This is a genomic window from Vibrio sp. ZF 223, assembly GCF_003050585.1.
Classification (GTDB): Bacteria; Pseudomonadota; Gammaproteobacteria; order Enterobacterales; family Vibrionaceae; genus Vibrio; species Vibrio crassostreae.
Genome location: NZ_PIGB01000016.1, coordinates 39030 through 58731, shown reverse-complemented (window position 1 = coordinate 58731; position 19702 = coordinate 39030). Strand labels below are relative to the sequence as shown.

At 44.7% G+C, this 19702-nt stretch carries 22 protein-coding genes; 20 read left to right on the top strand and 2 right to left on the bottom strand.

Going from position 1 to position 19702, the window contains the following annotated elements; genetic code table 11:
- Positions 1–9: 9 nt before the first annotated feature.
- A complete protein-coding gene (dnaN, locus tag CWO13_RS22245) occupies positions 10–1110 on the bottom strand; it encodes a DNA polymerase III subunit beta (RefSeq protein WP_017058809.1) in 1101 nt (366 codons plus the stop codon).
- 81 nt (positions 1111–1191) lie between these two features.
- Entirely contained in the window at positions 1192–2613 is a 1422-nt protein-coding gene (dnaA, locus tag CWO13_RS22240) for a chromosomal replication initiator protein DnaA (RefSeq protein WP_019825569.1), read from the bottom strand.
- A 310-nt stretch (positions 2614–2923) separates the two neighbouring features.
- Here dnaA and CWO13_RS22235 point away from each other — a divergent pair, with 310 nt between their 5' ends.
- The 20 genes from CWO13_RS22235 to atpG all read left to right on the top strand — a co-directional run bounded on the left by CWO13_RS22235 (position 2924) and on the right by atpG (position 19699).
- A complete protein-coding gene (locus CWO13_RS22235) occupies positions 2924–3673 on the top strand; it encodes an amino acid ABC transporter substrate-binding protein (protein WP_009848135.1) in 750 nt (249 codons plus the stop codon).
- 135 nt (positions 3674–3808) lie between these two features.
- Positions 3809–4480, top strand: coding sequence for an amino acid ABC transporter permease (locus CWO13_RS22230; protein ID WP_009848134.1), 672 nt, complete (start codon positions 3809–3811; stop codon positions 4478–4480).
- A complete protein-coding gene (locus CWO13_RS22225; protein WP_048657813.1) occupies positions 4477–5214 on the top strand; it encodes an amino acid ABC transporter ATP-binding protein in 738 nt (245 codons plus the stop codon). Before CWO13_RS22230 ends, CWO13_RS22225 begins: the two co-directional genes overlap by 4 nt.
- A gap of 207 nt (positions 5215–5421) precedes the next feature.
- Entirely contained in the window at positions 5422–5556 is a 135-nt protein-coding gene (rpmH, locus tag CWO13_RS22220) for a 50S ribosomal protein L34 (protein WP_004735800.1), read from the top strand.
- A 45-nt stretch (positions 5557–5601) separates the two neighbouring features.
- Positions 5602–5925 carry a ribonuclease P protein component gene (gene rnpA / locus CWO13_RS22215; RefSeq protein ID WP_017055478.1) on the top strand — a complete coding sequence of 108 codons (324 nt, stop codon included), beginning with the start codon at positions 5602–5604 and terminating at the stop codon, positions 5923–5925.
- Entirely contained in the window at positions 5892–6149 is a 258-nt protein-coding gene (gene yidD, locus CWO13_RS22210; protein ID WP_004735802.1) for a membrane protein insertion efficiency factor YidD, read from the top strand. Before rnpA ends, yidD begins: the two co-directional genes overlap by 34 nt.
- A gap of 2 nt (positions 6150–6151) precedes the next feature.
- Positions 6152–7774 (top strand): membrane protein insertase YidC, encoded by a 1623-nt coding sequence (gene yidC / locus CWO13_RS22205; RefSeq protein ID WP_048657814.1) that lies wholly within the window; start codon positions 6152–6154, stop codon positions 7772–7774.
- 130 nt (positions 7775–7904) lie between these two features.
- Entirely contained in the window at positions 7905–9266 is a 1362-nt protein-coding gene (gene mnmE / locus CWO13_RS22200; RefSeq protein ID WP_048657844.1) for a tRNA uridine-5-carboxymethylaminomethyl(34) synthesis GTPase MnmE, read from the top strand.
- A 50-nt stretch (positions 9267–9316) separates the two neighbouring features.
- On the top strand, positions 9317–9751 hold the full coding sequence (mioC, locus tag CWO13_RS22195) for an FMN-binding protein MioC (protein WP_102432941.1): 435 nt from the start codon (positions 9317–9319) through the stop codon (positions 9749–9751).
- Positions 9752–10233: 482 nt separating this feature from the next.
- Positions 10234–12129, top strand: a complete 1896-nt coding sequence (mnmG, locus tag CWO13_RS22185; protein ID WP_017058802.1) for a tRNA uridine-5-carboxymethylaminomethyl(34) synthesis enzyme MnmG — start codon at positions 10234–10236, stop codon at positions 12127–12129.
- Positions 12129–12761: a 16S rRNA (guanine(527)-N(7))-methyltransferase RsmG gene (rsmG, locus tag CWO13_RS22180; RefSeq protein WP_017058801.1), complete on the top strand. Its 633-nt coding sequence runs from the start codon at positions 12129–12131 to the stop codon at positions 12759–12761. The genes mnmG and rsmG overlap by 1 nt, the downstream gene beginning before the upstream one ends.
- A 14-nt stretch (positions 12762–12775) precedes the next feature.
- Positions 12776–13549, top strand: a complete 774-nt coding sequence (locus CWO13_RS22175; RefSeq protein WP_019825554.1) for a ParA family protein — start codon at positions 12776–12778, stop codon at positions 13547–13549.
- A gap of 23 nt (positions 13550–13572) precedes the next feature.
- Positions 13573–14454, top strand: a complete 882-nt coding sequence (locus CWO13_RS22170) for a ParB/RepB/Spo0J family partition protein (protein WP_048662696.1) — start codon at positions 13573–13575, stop codon at positions 14452–14454.
- A gap of 192 nt (positions 14455–14646) precedes the next feature.
- Complete coding sequence (locus tag CWO13_RS22165) at positions 14647–15036, top strand: F0F1 ATP synthase subunit I (protein WP_017058798.1); 390 nt, start codon at positions 14647–14649, stop codon at positions 15034–15036.
- Positions 15037–15044: 8 nt separating this feature from the next.
- Positions 15045–15842, top strand: coding sequence for a F0F1 ATP synthase subunit A (atpB, locus tag CWO13_RS22160; RefSeq protein ID WP_017632650.1), 798 nt, complete (start codon positions 15045–15047; stop codon positions 15840–15842).
- A 51-nt stretch (positions 15843–15893) separates the two neighbouring features.
- On the top strand, positions 15894–16151 hold the full coding sequence (atpE, locus tag CWO13_RS22155) for a F0F1 ATP synthase subunit C (RefSeq protein WP_004411110.1): 258 nt from the start codon (positions 15894–15896) through the stop codon (positions 16149–16151).
- A 58-nt stretch (positions 16152–16209) separates the two neighbouring features.
- The gene (atpF, locus tag CWO13_RS22150) at positions 16210–16680 is read left to right on the top strand and encodes a F0F1 ATP synthase subunit B (RefSeq protein WP_010433231.1); all 471 of its coding nucleotides are present in this window, start codon (positions 16210–16212) and stop codon (positions 16678–16680) included.
- 15 nt (positions 16681–16695) lie between these two features.
- Positions 16696–17229, top strand: a complete 534-nt coding sequence (gene atpH / locus CWO13_RS22145; RefSeq protein WP_009848122.1) for a F0F1 ATP synthase subunit delta — start codon at positions 16696–16698, stop codon at positions 17227–17229.
- Positions 17230–17242: 13 nt separating this feature from the next.
- Positions 17243–18784: a F0F1 ATP synthase subunit alpha gene (atpA, locus tag CWO13_RS22140; protein WP_010433235.1), complete on the top strand. Its 1542-nt coding sequence runs from the start codon at positions 17243–17245 to the stop codon at positions 18782–18784.
- 48 nt (positions 18785–18832) lie between these two features.
- Positions 18833–19699: a F0F1 ATP synthase subunit gamma gene (gene atpG, locus CWO13_RS22135; RefSeq protein WP_016794171.1), complete on the top strand. Its 867-nt coding sequence runs from the start codon at positions 18833–18835 to the stop codon at positions 19697–19699.
- Positions 19700–19702 lie beyond the last annotated feature (3 nt).

The window sequence follows — 19702 nt, the reverse complement described above, 5'->3', positions numbered from 1 at the left end:
TGGGGCAGCTTATAAGCGAATTGGCATAACAACGTACATCGCGCTGTCATCTTGTGCGTTCTCAATAAGAGCACTCGCATTGGCGTCTGACATTGAGATACGAACCTGTTCACAACGCAGTGTGTTCAGAACATCCAATACGTAGCTTACGTTAAAGCCAATCTCTAGAGCATCACCGTCGAAGTTAACATCGAGTACTTCTTCTGCTTCTTCTTGCTCTGGGTTGTTCGCGGTAATACGCATCTCGCTATCCGCAAGATTAACGCGAACACCACGGAATTTTTCATTCGATAGAATCGCAGCACGAGAAAATGCTGAACGTAATTCATCACAGCCAGCTTCAAGTGTCTTGGTGGTATTTTGCGGCATTACGCGGCGATAATCAGGGAAACGACCATCTACTAACTTAGAAGTGAAGACATAGTTGTTCACTTCCGCACGCACGTTAGAGTTACCGATTTGTAGTGTTACTGGCTGTTCAGGTGCATCCAATAGCTTCACTAGCTCTTGCACACCTTTACGAGGAACAATGATCTGCTTCTGAGCAAAATCCGCCCCCAGTTGTGCTTGAGATACTGCCATACGGTGACCATCGGTCGCCACGCTGCGCAGGATAGAACCTTCAATCTCAAACAACATACCGTTGAGGTAGTAACGAACATCTTGGTTCGCCATTGAGAATTGCGTTTTCTCGATAAGACCGCGAAGTTCAGCTTGTGTCACTGACACTTCAACTTCACTGCTCCAGTCTTCAATATTAGGAAAATCTGCCGCAGGTAATGTTGCTAATGAGAAGCGGCTACGACCAGAGCGAACCTGAATACGGTCACCATCCAATACCACAGTGATCACTGAGTTATCTGGTAATCCACGGCAGATATCTAGGAATTTACGTGAAGGTACAGTAATGCTGCCCGCTTCGAAATCACCTTCAAGCGTTACACGGCTGATCAGTTCAACTTCTAGATCCGTCGCTGTCATCGACAACACGTTATCTTCTACTTTAATCAGTAGGTTTCCTAGAATTGGAAGCGTTGGCCTGCCACCGAGTGCGCCAGATACTTGTTGTAATGGCTTAATCAGGTGACTACGTTCAATGGTAAATTTCATATCTTGCTCTTACGGTCTAAATGGCACTGCGTAATAGTACGTGGCCAAGATTCTGCTTATTAAGGTTAAGAATACTGTGTATTAAGAAGAAAGGGTACGAATCAGGTTCGAATAATCTTCTTTAATGTCGTGGCTCTCTTCACGCAGCTGAGCAATCTTACGACAAGCATGCAGTACCGTCGTGTGGTCACGACCACCGAATGCATCGCCAATCTCAGGCAAGCTGTGGTTTGTTAGCTCTTTCGCCAGTGCCATCGCCAATTGGCGTGGACGAGCAACAGAACGAGAGCGACGCTTAGACAATAGATCAGCGACTTTGATTTTGTAGTACTCGGCTACTGTCTTTTGAATGTTATCAATAGTGACCAGTTTTTCTTGCAGTGCAAGTAGGTCACGCAGTGCTTCACGCACGAAGTCGATCGTGATCGGGCGGCCAGTGAAGTTTGCATTCGCAATAACACGGTTCAATGCGCCTTCCAGCTCACGAACGTTAGAGCGCAGGCGCTTGGCAATAAAGAACGCCACTTCATCCGCAAGGTGAATTTGGTGGTCTTCTGCTTTCTTCATCAAGATCGCAACACGCGTCTCAAGCTCTGGTGGCTCAATCGCAACCGTCAAACCCCAGCCGAAGCGAGATTTAAGACGATCCTCTACCCCGTTGATCTCTTTTGGATAACGGTCAGACGTTAGGATGATCTGTTGGTTGCCTTCAAGCAGCGCGTTAAAGGTATGGAAGAACTCTTCTTGAGAACGCTCTTTATTGGCAAAGAATTGGATGTCATCGATAAGCAATGCGTCAACACTACGGTAGTAGCGCTTAAATTCTTCGATCGCGTTGTTTTGCAGGGCCTTTACCATATCCTGAACAAAACGTTCTGAGTGCATGTAAACCACTTTCGCATTTGGCTTATTATCAACAATGGCGTTACCCACCGCATGCAACAAGTGCGTTTTACCTAAACCAGTGCCGCCGTATAGGAACAACGGGTTGTAGGCTGTTCCTGGGTTATCAGAAACCTGACGTGCCGCAGCCAAACCCAGTTGGTTCGACTTACCTTCAACAAAGTTATTGAACTTATGTTTTGGGTTCACGTTTGAGCGGTGATTCAAATCAACCGCGACAGGCTCTTCATCACGCCAAATATTATGGACAGGCTTGCGAGCTTGTAATTGCGCAGGTGCTGATGACTCAGCGGCCACATCGGCTGCAGTACGAGTCTGAGTCGGTGCTGGTGTCGCAGGCTTTGGTGCAATCACACGCTTGCTTCCCACTTCAAAATGAAGATGTGGGATATCGTTGCCGCAATATTCTTGCAGCAAACGGTTAATGCTATTTAGATACTTATCACGAACCCAATCGAGTACGAAACGGTTCGGTGCAAATAGAGTTAGAGTATTGTCATTGAGCTCCGCTTGTAACGGACGAACCCACATACTGAATTCTGTAGCTGGTAACTCTTCTTGAAGCTGTTGCAAACACTGCAACCAAAGCGAAGATGACACGGTGCCCCCACTCTATTTAAGTAATATGAAATGACTGCTAATTTTACCTGTTGATAAGTCAGATCACCAGCAATTGATCACAGATCCAGTGAATAAGATCCAAGTTATTCACAATAAATTTGTAATTAATCGATGGATCCACACATCTTGCCCCTAATTTACTCACACAATGATCCACTTATGCCCGGATCCTTGCTAGTTATCCCCAAATTGGGAATTCAATCTGGTTATGGTTAATAACATCTGGTTATTTATTCTATTGAGCATTTTCCCAGTAACATCCAACCCTATAAATATAAGGAGTTACCAAATGAATAACTGGATTAAGGCTGCAATTGCGGCTATCGCACTCTCTGCTGCTACTGTTCAAGCTGCGACTGAAGTTAAAGTCGGCATGTCTGGTCGCTACTTCCCGTTTACGTTCGTTAAGCAAGACCAGCTACAAGGTTTTGAAGTAGATTTATGGGATGAGATCGGTAAGCGTAACGATTACAAGGTTGAATACGTAACGGCAAACTTCTCTGGTCTGTTTGGTCTTCTTGAAACGGGTCGCATCGATACTATTTCAAACCAAATTACAATGACGGATGCACGTAAAGCGAAATACCTATTCGCAGACCCATACGTAGTAGACGGCGCACAAATTACCGTTCGTAAAGGTAATGACAGCATTAAAGGTATCGAAGACCTAGATGGTAAGACGGTTGCGGTAAACCTAGGCTCAAACTTTGAACAACTGCTTCGCAGCTACGACAAAGATGGCAAGATCAATGTGAAAACCTACGATACAGGTATTGAACATGATGTCGCATTGGGTCGTGCAGATGCATTCGTAATGGATCGCCTATCAGCATTAGAGCTTATCAAGAAGACTGGTCTACCATTACAACTAGCGGGTCAGCCATTCGAAACCATTGAAAACGCTTGGCCTTTCGTGGACAACGACAACGGCAAAAAACTGCAAGCAGAAGTAAATGAAGCATTAGCAGCAATGCGCGCAGATGGTACGCTAGAAAGTATCTCTCAGAAATGGTTTGGTGCGGACATTACTCAGAAGTAATTACTCACTTTCTCCATTCAAGGCCCACTGCTTTATACAGCGGTGGGCTTTTTGCTTTTGTGCACTGATTAAAAAACCTGATAGAACAGTACTTACATATAGAACAACACTTCCAATAAAAATACGAGATAGATTATGGGATTTGACTTTAATTACATGCTAGAGCTGTTGCCGATACTACTAAAGTATTTAGGCACCACGATGGAGATGGCGACTTGGGGCTTGTTCTTTGCTCTGATCCTGTCTCTGATACTGGCGAATATTCGTGTATTCAAAATCCCAGTACTCGACCAACTGAGCCAGCTTTACATTAGCTTCTTCCGAGGCACACCACTGTTGGTGCAGCTGTTTCTCCTTTATTACGGCTTACCACAAGTCTTCCCGTGGATGGTTGGATTGGATGCCTTCAGCGCCGCTGTGATTGGCTTAACCCTGCACTTTGCCGCGTATATGGCAGAAAGTATTCGTGCCGCGATTATCGGTATTGATCGCAGCCAGATGGAAGCCAGCCTTTCGGTCGGTATGACAACCAGCCAAGCGATGCGCCGAGTGATCTTACCGCAAGCAACTCGCGTGGCACTGCCATCATTGATGAACTACTTCATCGACATGATCAAGTCGACTTCACTAGCCTTCACCCTAGGTGTCGCCGAAATCATGGCTAAAGCTCAGATGGAGGCTTCTTCTAGTTTCCGCTTCTTCGAAGCTTTCTTAGCGGTAGCGCTGATTTACTGGGGCGTGGTGGTTATCCTCACTCGTATTCAAATTTGGGCCGAAGTGAAACTGAATAAGGCGTATGTACGATGATCAAATTACAAAATATCCACAAGCAGTTTGGTGACACCGAAGTTTTGAAAGGGATCGACCTAGAAATCAAGCAAGGTGAGATAATTGTCATCATAGGTTCAAGTGGGACTGGCAAATCTACTTTACTGCGTTGTGTGAACTTTCTAGAGCAAGCCGATCAAGGCACTATTTCGATTGATGATATTAATGTCGATGCTCAGAAACACACCAAAGCAGAGGTGCTGGCACTGCGTCGTAAGACCGGTTTTGTGTTCCAAAACTATGCCCTGTTCGCTCACCAAACCGCGAGACAGAATATTGCTGAAGGTTTAATTACCGTTCGTGGTTGGAAAAAGCAGCAAGCCCATGAAAAAGCGCAACAAATACTTGATGATATTGGCTTGGGAGACAAAGGTGAGAGCTACCCAGCCGCGCTCTCTGGTGGCCAGCAACAACGGGTGGGTATTGGCCGTGCAATGGCACTACAACCCGAGCTTTTACTGTTTGATGAGCCGACTTCAGCGCTCGATCCTGAGTGGGTTGGCGAAGTTCTTAACCTAATGAAAAAACTGGCAAATCAGCATCAAACCATGCTGGTGGTTACCCATGAAATGCAGTTCGCTAGAGAGGTCGCAGACCGAGTGATCTTCATGGCTGACGGCCATATTGTTGAGCAGGGATCTCCACAGGATATTTTTGGTAATCCACAGGATCCTAAATTAAAAAAATTCTTAAATAAGGTTGGGATCGACTAAGGATCCTTGTGATTTTAGTTATTCTACGTATAATCCCCCGACCGGAATTTTAGTTAACCCAATCATTGACACTTTTTGTGACAGTGATTACAATTCCGCCTCTTTGTTGAGAGGCGTCGGTTTTCCTTTCTTATATAAAGAAGAGAAAAAATGCCCACGCCGGGTTTAACAAAAACCTAAAACTACTGATCAGTAAGGTAATTACAAATGAAACGCACTTTTCAACCTACAGTTCTAAAGCGTAAGCGTACTCACGGTTTCCGTGCTCGCATGGCTACTAAGAACGGTCGCGCAACAATCAATGCACGTCGTGCAAAAGGCCGTAAGCGTCTTTCTAAGTAATCTTTGATTATTTTGAATAAGCTAGCCTTCGGTCGGGAGTTACGCTTGTTAACTCCCGAACATTATCAAAATGTCTTCAAGCAAGCTCATCGAGCTGGCTCCCCTCATTTCACCATCATTGCCCGAAATAACTCTCTTTCAAATCCTCGTCTTGGATTAGCCGTTCCGAAAAAGCAGATTAAAACCGCCGTGGGTCGTAATCGATTCAAGCGTCTTACTCGTGAAAGCTTTCGTAACACTCAACACAAACTTCCTAACAAAGATTTTGTTGTAATCGCTAAGAAGAGCGCGCAAGATTTAAGCAATGAAGAAATGTTCAAGCTACTCGACAAATTATGGCTTCGCCTGTCTCGCCCTTCGCGTGGATAGCGCTAATACCCATCTATTTTTATAGATGGTTTATTAGTCCACTCATCGGCCCACGCTGCCGATTTACTCCAACCTGCTCTTTATATGCGATAGAAGCGTTGAAAGCTCACGGTTTTGTAAAAGGGTGTTGGTTATCAGGCAAACGTCTATTAAAATGCCATCCTTTGAACGAAGGGGGCTTTGACCCCGTTCCACCAGTCCAAAAACAAGACAGAGATAAATAACGATGGATTCTCAACGTAATATCCTGTTAATCGCATTGGCTTTGGTTTCTTTCCTACTGTTCCAACAATGGAACGTAGCTCAGAATCCAGCACCACAAGCGGTTGAGCAGGCACAATCTGGCAGCACCCTACCAGCGCCATCTTATGCAGATGATCTAGACCCGGCTCCTGGTCAAGTTTCTTCTTCTGCTAAAACTATCACAGTAACAACTGATGTACTGACTCTGTCAATTGATACGGTTGGTGGTGATGTCGTTAAAGCAAACCTAAACGATTACTCTGCTGAGTTCGATTCTGAAGACACTTTTGTTCTTCTTAAAAACGAACCTGGTCACCAATTTATCGCTCAAAGCGGTCTAGTGGGTCCTCAAGGTATCGATTTAAGCAGCACAAACCGCCCAAGCTACACAGTTTCAGCAGACAGCTTCACGCTTGCTGATGGTCAGGATGAACTACGCATCCCAATGACTTACCAAGCGAACGGCCTTGATTACACAAAAACATTCGTACTTAAACGCGGAAGCTACGCGATTGACGTTGAATACGATGTAATCAACAACTCTGGCAATAACGCAACATTCGGCATGTACGCTCACCTACGTCAAAACGTTATGGATGACGGTGGTAGCCTAACAATGCCAACTTACCGTGGTGGTGCTTACTCTACGGAAGATACGCGTTACAAAAAATACAGCTTCGACGATATGCAAGATCGCAACCTGTCTCTTAACCTAGCAAACGGTCAAGGTTGGGCAGCGATGATTCAGCACTACTTTGCAAGTGCTTGGATTCCACGCGACGAAGCAGGCAGCAACCTTTACACTCGTGTCATTGGTAACCTTGGCGACATCGGTGTTCGCATGCCGAACAAAACCATTGCTACTGGCGACGAAGCAAGCTTCAAAGCAACGCTTTGGGTTGGTCCTAAACTTCAAGACCAAATGGCTGCTGTTGCACCAAACCTAGACCTAGTAGTTGACTACGGTTGGTTATGGTTCATTGCTAAACCACTTCATACTCTGCTTTCATTCATTCAAGGCATCGTTGTGAACTGGGGTCTGGCAATCATCTGTCTAACTTTCATCGTTCGTGGTGCTATGTACCCACTAACGAAAGCTCAGTACACGTCTATGGCGAAAATGCGTATGCTTCAGCCTAAGCTGACTGCAATGCGTGAGCGTATTGGCGACGACCGCCAACGCATGAGCCAAGAAATGATGGAGCTTTACAAGAAAGAGAAAGTAAACCCACTAGGTGGCTGTTTACCTATCCTTCTGCAAATGCCTATCTTCATTTCGCTATACTGGGCACTAATGGAGTCTGTTGAACTGCGTCACTCACCGTTCTTCGGTTGGATTACTGACCTTTCTGCACAAGACCCATACTACATCTTGCCACTTCTGATGGGTGCTTCAATGTTCCTAATCCAGAAGATGAGCCCGACAACTGTAACGGATCCAATGCAGCAGAAGATCATGACCTTTATGCCGGTTATGTTCACATTCTTCTTCCTGTTCTTCCCTTCAGGTCTAGTTCTATACTGGCTAGTATCGAACATTGTAACTCTGATTCAGCAAACGCTTATCTACCGCGCGCTGGAAAAGAAAGGCTTACATTCTAAGTAAGTTCGATAATAGAAAGAGATAAAGAAAGGCGACCAAAAGGTCGCCTTTTTGTTTTTAGCTGATTACAATTCAGCTAATTGATTAATCGTGAGCGCCCCTTTTTGGCTTTCACATGCTAGCAGGCACAACTATGACTACAGATACGATTGTTGCTCAAGCGACTGCACCCGGCCGTGGCGGCGTCGGTATTATTCGCGTTTCAGGCCCACAAGCAGCCCAAGTTGCGCTTGAAGTTACCGGCAAAGTACTGAAACCACGTTACGCTGAGTACACCCCTTTTAAATCTCACGATGGTTTAGAGCTAGACCAAGGTATCGCGCTTTACTTTCCTAACCCGCACTCGTTTACTGGCGAAGACGTATTAGAGCTACAAGGCCACGGTGGTCCTGTGGTAATGGATATGCTCATCAAACGCATCCTTGCGATTCCAGGGCTACGCGCAGCACGCCCAGGTGAGTTCTCGGAGCGTGCCTTCTTGAACGATAAGATGGATCTAACCCAAGCAGAAGCGATTGCCGACCTCATTGATGCCAGTTCAGAAGAAGCGGCGAAATCAGCCCTGCAATCGCTGCAAGGTGAGTTCTCAAAACGCATTAATACGCTGGTGGACTCTCTGATTCACTTACGCATCTATGTTGAAGCCGCTATCGACTTCCCAGAAGAAGAGATTGATTTCCTTGCTGACGGTAAAGTAAGTGCTGACTTACAAGCTATCATCGACAATCTCGAAGCGGTTCGCCAAGAAGCCAATCAAGGTGCCATTATGCGTGAAGGCATGAAGGTGGTGATTGCAGGTCGTCCTAATGCCGGTAAGTCGAGCTTACTGAATGCATTATCGGGTAAAGACTCCGCGATTGTGACTGATATTGCTGGTACCACCCGTGATGTACTGCGTGAACATATCCATATTGATGGTATGCCACTGCACATTATTGATACCGCAGGCCTGCGTGAAGCCTCGGATGAAGTCGAAAAAATCGGTATTGAACGCGCTTGGGAAGAAATTACTCAAGCCGATCGCGTTTTATTTATGGTCGATGGCACCACTACCGATGCAACCGACCCGAAAGATATCTGGCCCGATTTCGTTGATCGTCTGCCGAATAATATCGGAATGACCGTGATTCGTAACAAAGCCGATCAAACAGGTGAAGATCTCGGAATTTGCCATGTTAATGATCCAACTCTGATTCGACTATCAGCAAAGACTGGGCAAGGCGTTGATGCACTGCGTAATCATTTAAAAGATTGCATGGGCTTTGCGGGTGGCAATGAAGGTGGCTTCATGGCACGTCGTCGCCACTTAGATGCCCTAGAACGCGCATCTGAGCACCTAGATATTGGTCAGCAACAGTTAGAAGGCTATATGGCAGGTGAAATCTTGGCAGAGGAGCTGCGTATAACGCAGCAACACCTTAATGAGATTACGGGTGAGTTCAGCTCCGATGACCTACTCGGCCGTATCTTCACCTCTTTCTGTATTGGTAAATAACCCTTAAAGGCCGGCTCATGCTGGCCTTTTTCTTTAGTAAGGACAGCTTAATGATCCACATTATTACAGGTAGCACCTTAGGTGGTGCTGAGTACGTTGGCGATCACCTTAATGATCTTCTTGAAGAACAAGGTCATGAGATAACCCTTCATAATCAGCCTGAATACGATGATATCCCCCAACAAGGCTTTTGGTTGCTGGTGACTTCAACTCATGGTGCGGGTGAATTTCCAGATAATATTAAGCCGTTTATTGACGCATTGACCCAGCAATCTCCAGATTTAAGCCAGATTCGCTTTGCTGTCGTGGCGCTGGGTGATTCGAGTTACGATACCTTCTGTTTGGCGGGAAAATCAGTCCACAGCCAGATGAAAGAGCTCGGTGCTCAGCCTATTTCTGACTGTTTTACTATCGATGTATTGGAAACTCCGGTACCAGAAGACGCAGCAGAAGCCTGGTTTAACGATCATAGCGACCAGTTTTAACCTCTCTCTTTTCTTAAAAAGCGGCTTATGCCGCTTTTTTTGTCTCTGAACATCGCGATTGTGAATAACTTTTTTTCAAAAACATCGAAAATTAGCGATCTATTTTCAATTTCTTCTGTGGATAAGATCATACATATACGGTGATTAACCTATAGTTATCCAAATAACAAGTTTTAGGCTAATTTCCTCCTGTGAATAAGTAGCCATTTTGATCCCAGCTAATCCTCATCCTGATCAAAGTTAGATCACATCATTTGATCCAAAAAAGATCCATGATCTCGTTGATCATTTTCGACTTATCCACAGATACCCTCGATCCTAATAATAGATCTAATAAAAGATCTCCTTAAAGATCTTATCTATATTAATTAAAAACAGCTTTTTCGAAAAATCCCAAAAACGTTTTCTCAGGCTATGAAAACAGGTAGAATATCGCTCCTTTTTATCAATCTAGAAAACGTTTGAATACCTGAGGTCGGTTCATGCTTTATCACGAAAAATTTGACGTCATCGTTGTTGGTGGTGGCCATGCAGGAACGGAAGCCGCACTCGCATCTGCACGTACTGGTCAAAGTACGTTATTACTTACTCATAATATCGATACACTAGGACAAATGTCTTGTAACCCAGCCATTGGCGGGATCGGTAAGGGCCACTTGGTAAAAGAGGTCGATGCAATGGGTGGATTAATGGCGCAAGCTATTGATCATGCAGGTATTCAGTTCAGAACATTGAATGCATCAAAAGGCCCTGCGGTTCGTGCTACTCGTGCACAAGCTGACCGCGCACTTTACAAAGCCTTTGTTCGCAACGTTCTTGAAAACACGCCAAACCTGACTTTGTTCCAACAGTCGGTTGATGACTTGATCGTTGAACAGGATCAAGTGGTAGGTGTGGTTACACAAATGGGCCTTAAGTTCCGCGCAAGCGCTGTGGTTCTGACTGTGGGCACATTCCTAGGCGGCAAGATCCATATTGGTATGGAAAGTTCTTCGGGCGGCCGTGCTGGCGATCCACCATCGATCGCACTGGCTGACCGTCTTCGTGATCTTCCATTCCGAGTTGATCGCCTGAAAACAGGTACACCTCCTCGTATCGATGCGCGTAGCGTTGATTTTTCTGAGCTTGAGGTTCAGCACGGTGATAACCCGACACCTGTTTTCTCGTTCATGGGTAGCCGAGCTCAACAACCTCGTCAAATTCCATGTTACATCACGCATACCAATGAAAATACGCATGACGTGATTCGCGCCAACCTTGATCGCAGCCCGATGTACGCAGGTGTGATTGAAGGAATTGGTCCTCGTTACTGTCCTTCGATTGAAGACAAAGTAATGCGTTTTGCTGACAAGAACAGTCACCAAATTTTTATTGAGCCCGAAGGTCTAACGACTCATGAGCTATACCCGAATGGTATCTCTACCAGTCTGCCGTTTGATGTACAGGTTCAAATTGTTCGTTCGATGAAGGGTTTTGAAAATGCTCATATCGTTCGCCCTGGCTATGCGATTGAGTACGATTTCTTTGATCCTCGCGACCTTAAGCTGACTTACGAAACTAAGTTTATCAAAGGTCTATTCTTCGCGGGTCAAATCAACGGTACCACTGGCTACGAAGAAGCAGCAGCACAAGGCCTGATGGCGGGTCTGAACGCAAGTTTGTTTACTCAAGGCAAAGAAGGCTGGAGTCCGCGTCGTGACCAAGCTTACATGGGCGTGCTTATTGACGACTTATCTACCATGGGTACCAAAGAACCTTACCGCATGTTTACGTCTCGTGCGGAATACCGTTTGCTGCTTCGTGAAGACAATGCCGATATCCGCTTGACTGAAAAGTCGCGTGAACTTGGCCTAGTCGACGATGCTCGTTGGGCTCGTTTCAACGAGAAGATGGAAAACATGGAGAAAGAGCGTCAACGTCTGAAAGAGACTTGGATTAACCCAAAATCTGAAGATATTGATCAACTGAACCAAATTCTTAAAACACCAATGTCTCGTGAAGCGAGCGGTGAAGATCTTCTTCGTCGTCCTGAAATGACTTATTCACAGTTAACTGCATTGGATCGTTTTGGTCCTGCACTGGAAGATCAACAAGCATCTGAGCAAGTTGAGATCCAAGTGAAGTACGATGGTTACATTCAGCGCCAACAAGACGAAATTGAAAAATCACTGCGTCATGAAAACACCAAACTGCCTGCTGATATCGATTACAGCAAGGTAAAAGGACTTTCTAACGAAGTGGTTCTTAAATTAACGACAGCTAAGCCTGACTCAATTGGTATTGCTTCGCGAATTTCAGGTATCACACCTGCAGCAATCTCAATTCTATTGGTTTACTTGAAAAAACACGGCCTGTTGAAAAAAGGTGAGGAAGCATAATGAGCGCATTACGCGAAAAACTGGATCACCTGATTGGCCAGACTGAACTTGAAGTATCTGAAAAGCAACGTGGCCAGTTGGTTGGCTACGTTGAGTTACTGAATAAGTGGAACAAAGCTTATAACCTAACGTCAGTTCGTGACCCGCAAGAAATGATGGTGAAACATATCTTAGATAGCATCATTGTTAGCACTCACTTACAAGGTAAGCGCTTTATCGATGTTGGCACGGGGCCTGGTCTTCCTGGGATTCCGCTCTCAATCATGAATCCAGACTGCGAGTTTTACTTGCTAGACAGCTTAGGTAAGCGTATTCGTTTTATCAAACAGGTGATTCATGAGCTGGGTATCGACAACGTGGTACCGGTTCAAAGTCGCGTTGAAGAATTTCAACCAGAAGAAAAGTTTGATGCAGTGCTCAGTCGTGCATTTGCGTCAATGACAGACATGGTAGAGTGGTGTCACCATTTACCTAAAGAGCAATCCGGTGTATTTTTGGCTCTTAAGGGACAACATCCTAGAGACGAAATCGACCTGTTACCTGAATGGTGTTCAGTGACAGACATTAAAGCTTTGCAAGTGCCAGAGCTTGATGGAGAGCGTCATCTAGTTACTTTATCGCGTCAGGGATAATCAGCGAGGCCATAGTGGGTAGAATCGTAGCAATTGCCAACCAAAAGGGCGGCGTAGGAAAAACAACAACTTGCATTAATTTAGCAGCATCAATGGCGGCAACAAAACGCAAGATATTGGTTGTTGACCTCGATCCTCAAGGTAATGCCACTATGGCGAGCGGTGTCGACAAGTATCAAGTTGAAGCAACTGCTTACGATTTGTTGGTTGAAGACACCCCATTTGATGAGGTAGTTTGCCGGAGTACATCTGGCAATTATGACCTCATCGCCGCTAACGGTGATGTTACTGCGGCAGAAATCAAGCTGATGGAAGTGTTTGCTCGTGAAGTTCGTTTAAAAAATGCACTCGAATCCATTCGCAATAACTATGATTTCATCTTTATTGATTGCCCACCCTCATTAAACCTTCTTACAATCAACGCGATGGCTGCGGCCGACTCCGTATTGGTTCCTATGCAATGTGAATACTTTGCTTTGGAAGGTTTGACTGCATTGATGGATACCATCAGTAAGCTAGCGGCTGTTGTAAACGAGAACCTGAAGATCGAAGGTCTTCTGCGTACTATGTACGATCCTCGCAACCGCTTATCGAACGAAGTATCTGATCAACTCAAAAAACACTTTGGTAGCAAAGTCTACCGAACTGTGATCCCTAGAAATGTGCGTCTGGCAGAAGCCCCGAGTCACGGCAAGCCAGCAATGTACTACGACAAATATTCCGCAGGAGCTAAGGCTTACCTTGCTCTTGCTGGCGAAATGTTGCGTCGTGAAGAAGTCCCAGTATAGGTCCAACCAAAGGAATTCGCTCAATGTCTAAGCGTGGTTTAGGAAAAGGGCTAGATGCATTGCTTGCAACTAGCTCATTGGCTCGTGAAAAACAGCAAGTTGCTTCTCATAGTCAGGCGTTGTCGGCTGATGGTGAGCTTATTGAACTGGCTGTTGGTTGCTTGAAGCCTGGTGTATATCAACCGCGTAAGGATATTGCGCCTGAAGCGCTAGAAGAGCTGGCAGCATCAATTCAATCTCAAGGCATTATCCAACCGATCGTAGTTCGCCCATTGGCGCACGACCAGTTCGAGATTATTGCTGGTGAACGTCGTTGGAGAGCGGCTCGTCAAGCTGGCCTTAAACAAGTGCCATGTTTGGTCAAGAGAGTCGAAGACAAAGCCGCTATCGCGATGGCGTTGATTGAGAATATTCAGCGTGAAGATCTGAATGTTATCGAAGAAGCACAAGCGCTAGAGCGCCTACAGAACGAATTTGAGCTGACACACCAACAAGTCGCTGATGTGATCGGTAAATCGAGAGCAACGGTGAGTAACTTATTACGTCTAAATCAGCTCGAAAATGAAGTGAAAGGTTTAGTTTCCAATAAACAACTGGAAATGGGGCATGCTCGAGCACTGCTTGCGCTTGAAGGTGATACCCAGGTTGAAGCTGCAAATACTGCGGCAACCAAAAAAATGACCGTGCGTCAAACTGAGCAACTTGTCAAAAAGTGTTTAAAACCAGACGTTGAAGCTGAATCGAAGCCTGAAGACACAGAAGCTATCGAACTTTCACGAAGACTCACGGAAAAATTGCAAGCAAACGTTTCAGTTACTCGTTCTGTTAGTGGTAAGTCAAAAGTGACGATTACTCTTGATGAGCCTCACAAATTAGAGCAACTTATTGCTAAACTAGAGTACTAAATGAGATAATTGATTTAGGTCAATTATGTAATAAACAAGTAATTTCGTACAAAAGTTGTCGGTTTGTATGCAAAAATGTAAATGATTGCTGCGTTGTTATTGCAATCAATTTGGCTGAACGTATAATTTTCGCCAATTTCTCAGCACGCTTTTAAGCGAGTAGTAAAGAAGGCTTAAAAGAGGAACGAATACATGGTAGCGGCGTTAGCAAGACCAGGACGAGTGCTTGCAAAGCAAATGTTATTGATCGAGCTTAGCGCGGTTATATTAGTGGCGATAGGGTTAGGTTTAGCTGTTAATCCTGATTGGGGTTTTGCTGCATTAATCGGTGGCGGTATTTTTGTCATCGCAAATGCAGTTTTTTGTGTGTGTGCTTTCCTATTTAGTGGAGCTCGTGCAACTAAGTTAGTTGCGGCGTCGTTCTATGCAGGCGAAGCGCTAAAAATCCTTATCACAGTTTTACTATTCTCTATTGTCTACATGTATATGCAGGTGGAATTAGTTCCCCTCAAACTGACCTATTTACTGGTTCTAGGTATTAATATCTTTGCGCCAGTGCTTTTCATTAACAATAAAAAATAGGATGAGTTATGGCTGCGCCAACAGCATCCGGATACATTGAACACCACTTACAAAACCTTTCTTTAGCTAAGTTTGGTCTTGTAGAGGAGACAAGTTTCTGGAACGTACATATAGACAGTCTGTTTTTTTCGGTGTTGACAGGGATGTTATTCCTTTGGGTTTTTCGCTCAGTCGCTAAGAAAGCAACAGTAGGTGTACCTGGTAAGCTTCAGTGTTTTGTTGAAATGGTAGTGGAATTCGTTGGTGACAACGTTAAAGAAACTTTCCATGGCCGCAACCCTCTGATTGCCCCACTAGCACTGACTATATTCTGCTGGATTATCTTAATGAACTTGATGGACCTAGTGCCTATCGATTTCTTACCATATCCTGCAGAGCATTGGCTAGGTATCCCTTACTTGAAAGTGGTTCCTACAGCTGATGTAAATATAACAATGGCAATGGCTTTAGGTGTTTTTGCTCTGATGATCTACTACAGCATCAAAGTGAAAGGTCTAGGCGGATTTGCTAAAGAATTGGCACTGCATCCATTTAATCACCCAATCATGATTCCATTTAACTTGGTACTTGAGGTAATTTCGTTATTAGCGAAGCCACTATCTCTAGGTATGCGTTTATTTGGTAATATGTTTGCGGGTGAGGTGGTGTTTATTCTTATCGCGGCAATGCTACCGTGGTACTTACAATGGGTAGGTGCACTACCTTGGGCTATCTTCCATATCTTGGTTATTTTGATTCAAGCGTTTGTTTTCATGATGTTGACAATCGTTTACTTATCAATGGCTCATGAAGATAGTGATCACTAAAAAAAATTTTTAAGCTTTATTCTAACTATTAATGTTAATCGGAGAACGTAAATGGAAACTGTACTAAGTTTTTCAGCAATCGCTGTTGCTATTATTGTTGGTCTTTGTGCCGTAGGTACTGCAATTGGTTTTGCTATTCTTGGTGGTAAATTCCTAGAAGGCGCTGCGCGTCAACCTGAAATGGCTCCAATGCTACAAGTTAAGATGTTCATCATCGCTGGTCTACTGGATGCTGTTCCAATGATCGGTATCGTAATCGCACTACTATTCACGTTTGCTAACCCATTTGTTGGTCAACTAGCAGGCTAATTAACTCTCAATAGTTAATTAAATTTTTGTAGTTGATTCTTAACGAGGGGTAGCTGTTGTGAATATGAACGCAACTCTGTTAGGTCAAGCAATTGCTTTTTCATTGTTTGTTTGGTTCTGCATGAAATATGTATGGCCACCAATCATGCAAGCAATTGAAGAACGTCAGAAAAAAATTGCTGACGGTCTAGTAGCCGCTGAACGCGCTGCTAAAGACTTGAACCTGGCACAAGCCAACGCTTCTGAGCAAATGAAAGAAGCAAAGCGCACTGCAACTGAGGTTATTGATCAGGCAAACAAACGTAAAGCTCAAATTATTGATGAAGCACGCGAAGAAGCTCAGGCAGAACGCCAGAAAATCTTAGCGCAAGCTGAAGCAGAAATTGAAGCAGAGCGTACACGTGCCCGTGATGACCTGCGCAAACAAGTCGCAACTCTGGCTATAGCTGGTGCTGAGAAAATCCTTGAGCGTACAATCGATAAAGATGTACACGATGATCTTCTTAACAACATTACTGCAAAACTTTAAAGCAAGGGGCTGTATATGTCTGATTTGACTACAATCGCACGCCCCTATGCTAAAGCAGCGTTTGACTTTGCGGTAGATAAAGGTGAGCTAGACCAATGGGGTCAAATGCTTACTTTTGCTGCCGAAGTGGCACAAAATGATGATGTTCATAATTTATTAAGCGGTTCTATGACTGCTGAAAAATTAGCTGAAGTATTCATTGTAATTTGTGGCGAACAATTTGATGAATTCGGTCAGAACTTAATTAAAGTGATGGCAGAGAATGGCCGCTTAATGGCTTTTCCTGATGTTTGTAAAGAGTTCTTTATACTCAAAAAAGAGTATGAGAAAGAGATCGACGTTGAAGTTACTTCAGCGGTAGAACTTTCTGAAGAACAACGCGCAGAGATCAGCAGCAAATTGGAACAGCGCTTAGCGCGCAAAGTTCAGCTGAATTGCAGTATAGATGAGACTCTACTTAGTGGAGTTATTATTCGAGCCGGAGACCTAGTCATCGATAACTCAGCGCGCAGTCGTTTAGACCGCCTGAGCGATGCATTGCAGTCTTAATGGGGATTGGAGCATGCAACTTAATTCCACTGAAATTAGCGATCTAATTAAACAACGTATTGAATCTTTCGACGTTGTTAGTGAAGCTCGCAATGAAGGTACTATCGTTTCTGTAAGCGATGGCATCCTTAGCATCCACGGCCTAGCGGACGTGATGCAAGGTGAAATGATCGAACTACCGGGTGGCCGTTACGCTCTAGCACTAAACTTGAACCGTGATTCGGTTGGTGCTGTTGTAATGGGCCCGTATGCTGACCTACAGGAAGGCATGAAAGTTACAGGTACTGGTCGTATTCTAGAAGTACCAGTAGGTCCTGAAATGCTTGGTCGTGTTGTAAACACGCTAGGTGAGCCAATTGATGGTAAAGGTCCAATCGAAGCTAAATTGACTTCGCCTGTAGAAATTATCGCACCAGGTGTAATCGACCGTAAATCGGTAGATCAACCTGTTCAAACTGGTTACAAGTCTGTTGACTCAATGATCCCTATCGGTCGTGGTCAACGTGAACTAGTAATCGGTGACCGTCAGACTGGTAAAACAGCAATGGCGATCGATGCGATTATTAACCAAAAAGATTCTGGTATTTTCTCTATCTACGTAGCTATCGGCCAAAAAGCGTCGACTATTGCTAACGTAGTTCGCAAACTAGAAGAGCACGGCGCACTAGCAAACACTGTTGTTGTTGTTGCATCTGCTTCTGAATCTGCAGCGCTGCAATACCTTGCACCGTATGCTGGTTGTGCGATGGGCGAATACTTCCGTGATCGCGGTGAAGATGCACTGATTGTTTATGATGATCTATCTAAGCAAGCTGTAGCTTACCGTCAAATCTCGCTACTACTTAAGCGTCCACCAGGTCGTGAAGCGTTCCCAGGTGATGTTTTCTACCTTCACTCTCGTCTACTAGAGCGTGCTGCTCGTGTAAGCGAAGCATACGTAGAAAAATTCACTAACGGCGAAGTGACAGGCAAGACTGGTTCTTTAACTGCTCTTCCTATCATCGAAACGCAAGCTGGTGACGTATCTGCATTCGTACCAACGAACGTAATCTCGATTACTGATGGTCAGATCTTCCTACAAACTGAGCTATTCAACGCGGGCGTACGTCCAGCTGTTGACCCAGGTATCTCAGTTTCTCGTGTAGGTGGTTCGGCGCAGACTAAAATCATCAAGAAGCTATCTGGCGGTATCCGTACTGCTCTAGCTCAATACCGTGAACTTGCAGCATTTGCTCAGTTCTCTTCGGATCTTGATGAGGCGACTAAGAAGCAGCTAGACCACGGTCAAAAAGTTACAGAACTGATGAAGCAGAAGCAATACGCTCCTATGTCTGTATTTGACCAAGCTCTAGTAATCTTCGCTGCAGAGCGTGGATACCTTCAAGACGTTGAACTTTCTAAAGTTCTAGATTTTGAAGCTGCTTTACTGTCGTTTGCTCGTGGTCAATATGCCGATCTAGCAACACAGATCGACACAACGGGTGCTTTCAATAAAGAAATCGAAGCTGAGCTGAAGAAGCTTGTTGACGATTTCAAGGCAACCCAGACCTGGTAATTGGTAGGTGGTCTTAGGGCCACCTCATACCATTAACGGAGAGTAACGATGGCCGGCGCAAAAGAGATACGTAATAAAATCGGTAGTGTTAAAAGCACACAGAAGATTACGAAAGCAATGGAAATGGTAGCAGCTTCAAAAATGCGTCGTTCTCAAGACGCAATGGAAGCTACTCGTCCATATGCAGAAACAATGCGTAAAGTGATCGGTCATTTGGCTAATGGTAGCCTCGAGTATAAGCATCCTTATCTTGAGGAACGTGAAGCCAAACGTGTTGGTTACATCATCGTTTCTACAGACCGTGGTCTTTGTGGTGGTTTGAACATTAACTTGTTCAAGAAAGCCATGAACGACATGAAAGATTGGTCTGAGAAAGGTGCTGACGTTGAACTTGCAATTGTAGGTTCTAAAGCGACAGCATTTTTCAATAACAGCGGCGCGAAAGTAGCAGCTCAAGTTTCTGGTCTGGGCGATCGTCCAAGCCTTGAAGACTTGATTGGCTCTGTAAGCGTTATGCTGAAGAAATATGATGAAGGCGAATTAGATCGCCTGTTCGTAGTGTTCAACAAGTTTGAAAACACTATGGTTCAAGAACCAACGATCGATCAATTACTTCCTTTGCCTAAATCAGACAGCGAAGAAATGAAACGCAGTCATTCTTGGGACTACATTTATGAGCCCGAGCCAAAACCACTACTAGATGCACTATTGGTTCGCTATGTCGAATCTCAAGTGTACCAAGGTGTGGTTGAGAACCTTGCTTGTGAGCAAGCGGCTCGAATGATTGCAATGAAATCAGCAACAGATAACGCTGGTGACATTATTGATGACTTAGAACTTGTGTATAACAAAGCGCGTCAAGCGGCGATTACACAAGAACTTTCTGAGATCGTTTCAGGCGCAGCTGCGGTTTAAGCT

What these genes read in the sequence shown, in the direction of transcription:
- dnaN (WP_017058809.1), bottom strand. Translation starts at nt 1,110, where the DNA reads ATGAAATTTACCATTGAACGTAGTCACCTGATTAAGCCATTACAACAA.
- CWO13_RS22235 (WP_009848135.1), top strand. Translation starts at nt 2,924, where the DNA reads ATGAATAACTGGATTAAGGCTGCAATTGCGGCTATCGCACTCTCTGCT.
- CWO13_RS22230 (WP_009848134.1), top strand. Translation starts at nt 3,809, where the DNA reads ATGGGATTTGACTTTAATTACATGCTAGAGCTGTTGCCGATACTACTA.
- CWO13_RS22225 (WP_048657813.1), top strand. Translation starts at nt 4,477, where the DNA reads ATGATCAAATTACAAAATATCCACAAGCAGTTTGGTGACACCGAAGTT.
- rpmH (WP_004735800.1), top strand. Translation starts at nt 5,422, where the DNA reads ATGAAACGCACTTTTCAACCTACAGTTCTAAAGCGTAAGCGTACTCAC.
- yidD (WP_004735802.1), top strand. Translation starts at nt 5,892, where the DNA reads ATGGCTTCGCCTGTCTCGCCCTTCGCGTGGATAGCGCTAATACCCATC.
- yidC (WP_048657814.1), top strand. Translation starts at nt 6,152, where the DNA reads ATGGATTCTCAACGTAATATCCTGTTAATCGCATTGGCTTTGGTTTCT.
- mnmE (WP_048657844.1), top strand. Translation starts at nt 7,905, where the DNA reads ATGACTACAGATACGATTGTTGCTCAAGCGACTGCACCCGGCCGTGGC.
- mioC (WP_102432941.1), top strand. Translation starts at nt 9,317, where the DNA reads ATGATCCACATTATTACAGGTAGCACCTTAGGTGGTGCTGAGTACGTT.
- mnmG (WP_017058802.1), top strand. Translation starts at nt 10,234, where the DNA reads ATGCTTTATCACGAAAAATTTGACGTCATCGTTGTTGGTGGTGGCCAT.
- rsmG (WP_017058801.1), top strand. Translation starts at nt 12,129, where the DNA reads ATGAGCGCATTACGCGAAAAACTGGATCACCTGATTGGCCAGACTGAA.
- CWO13_RS22170 (WP_048662696.1), top strand. Translation starts at nt 13,573, where the DNA reads ATGTCTAAGCGTGGTTTAGGAAAAGGGCTAGATGCATTGCTTGCAACT.
- CWO13_RS22165 (WP_017058798.1), top strand. Translation starts at nt 14,647, where the DNA reads ATGGTAGCGGCGTTAGCAAGACCAGGACGAGTGCTTGCAAAGCAAATG.
- atpB (WP_017632650.1), top strand. Translation starts at nt 15,045, where the DNA reads ATGGCTGCGCCAACAGCATCCGGATACATTGAACACCACTTACAAAAC.
- atpE (WP_004411110.1), top strand. Translation starts at nt 15,894, where the DNA reads ATGGAAACTGTACTAAGTTTTTCAGCAATCGCTGTTGCTATTATTGTT.
- atpH (WP_009848122.1), top strand. Translation starts at nt 16,696, where the DNA reads ATGTCTGATTTGACTACAATCGCACGCCCCTATGCTAAAGCAGCGTTT.
- atpA (WP_010433235.1), top strand. Translation starts at nt 17,243, where the DNA reads ATGCAACTTAATTCCACTGAAATTAGCGATCTAATTAAACAACGTATT.
- atpG (WP_016794171.1), top strand. Translation starts at nt 18,833, where the DNA reads ATGGCCGGCGCAAAAGAGATACGTAATAAAATCGGTAGTGTTAAAAGC.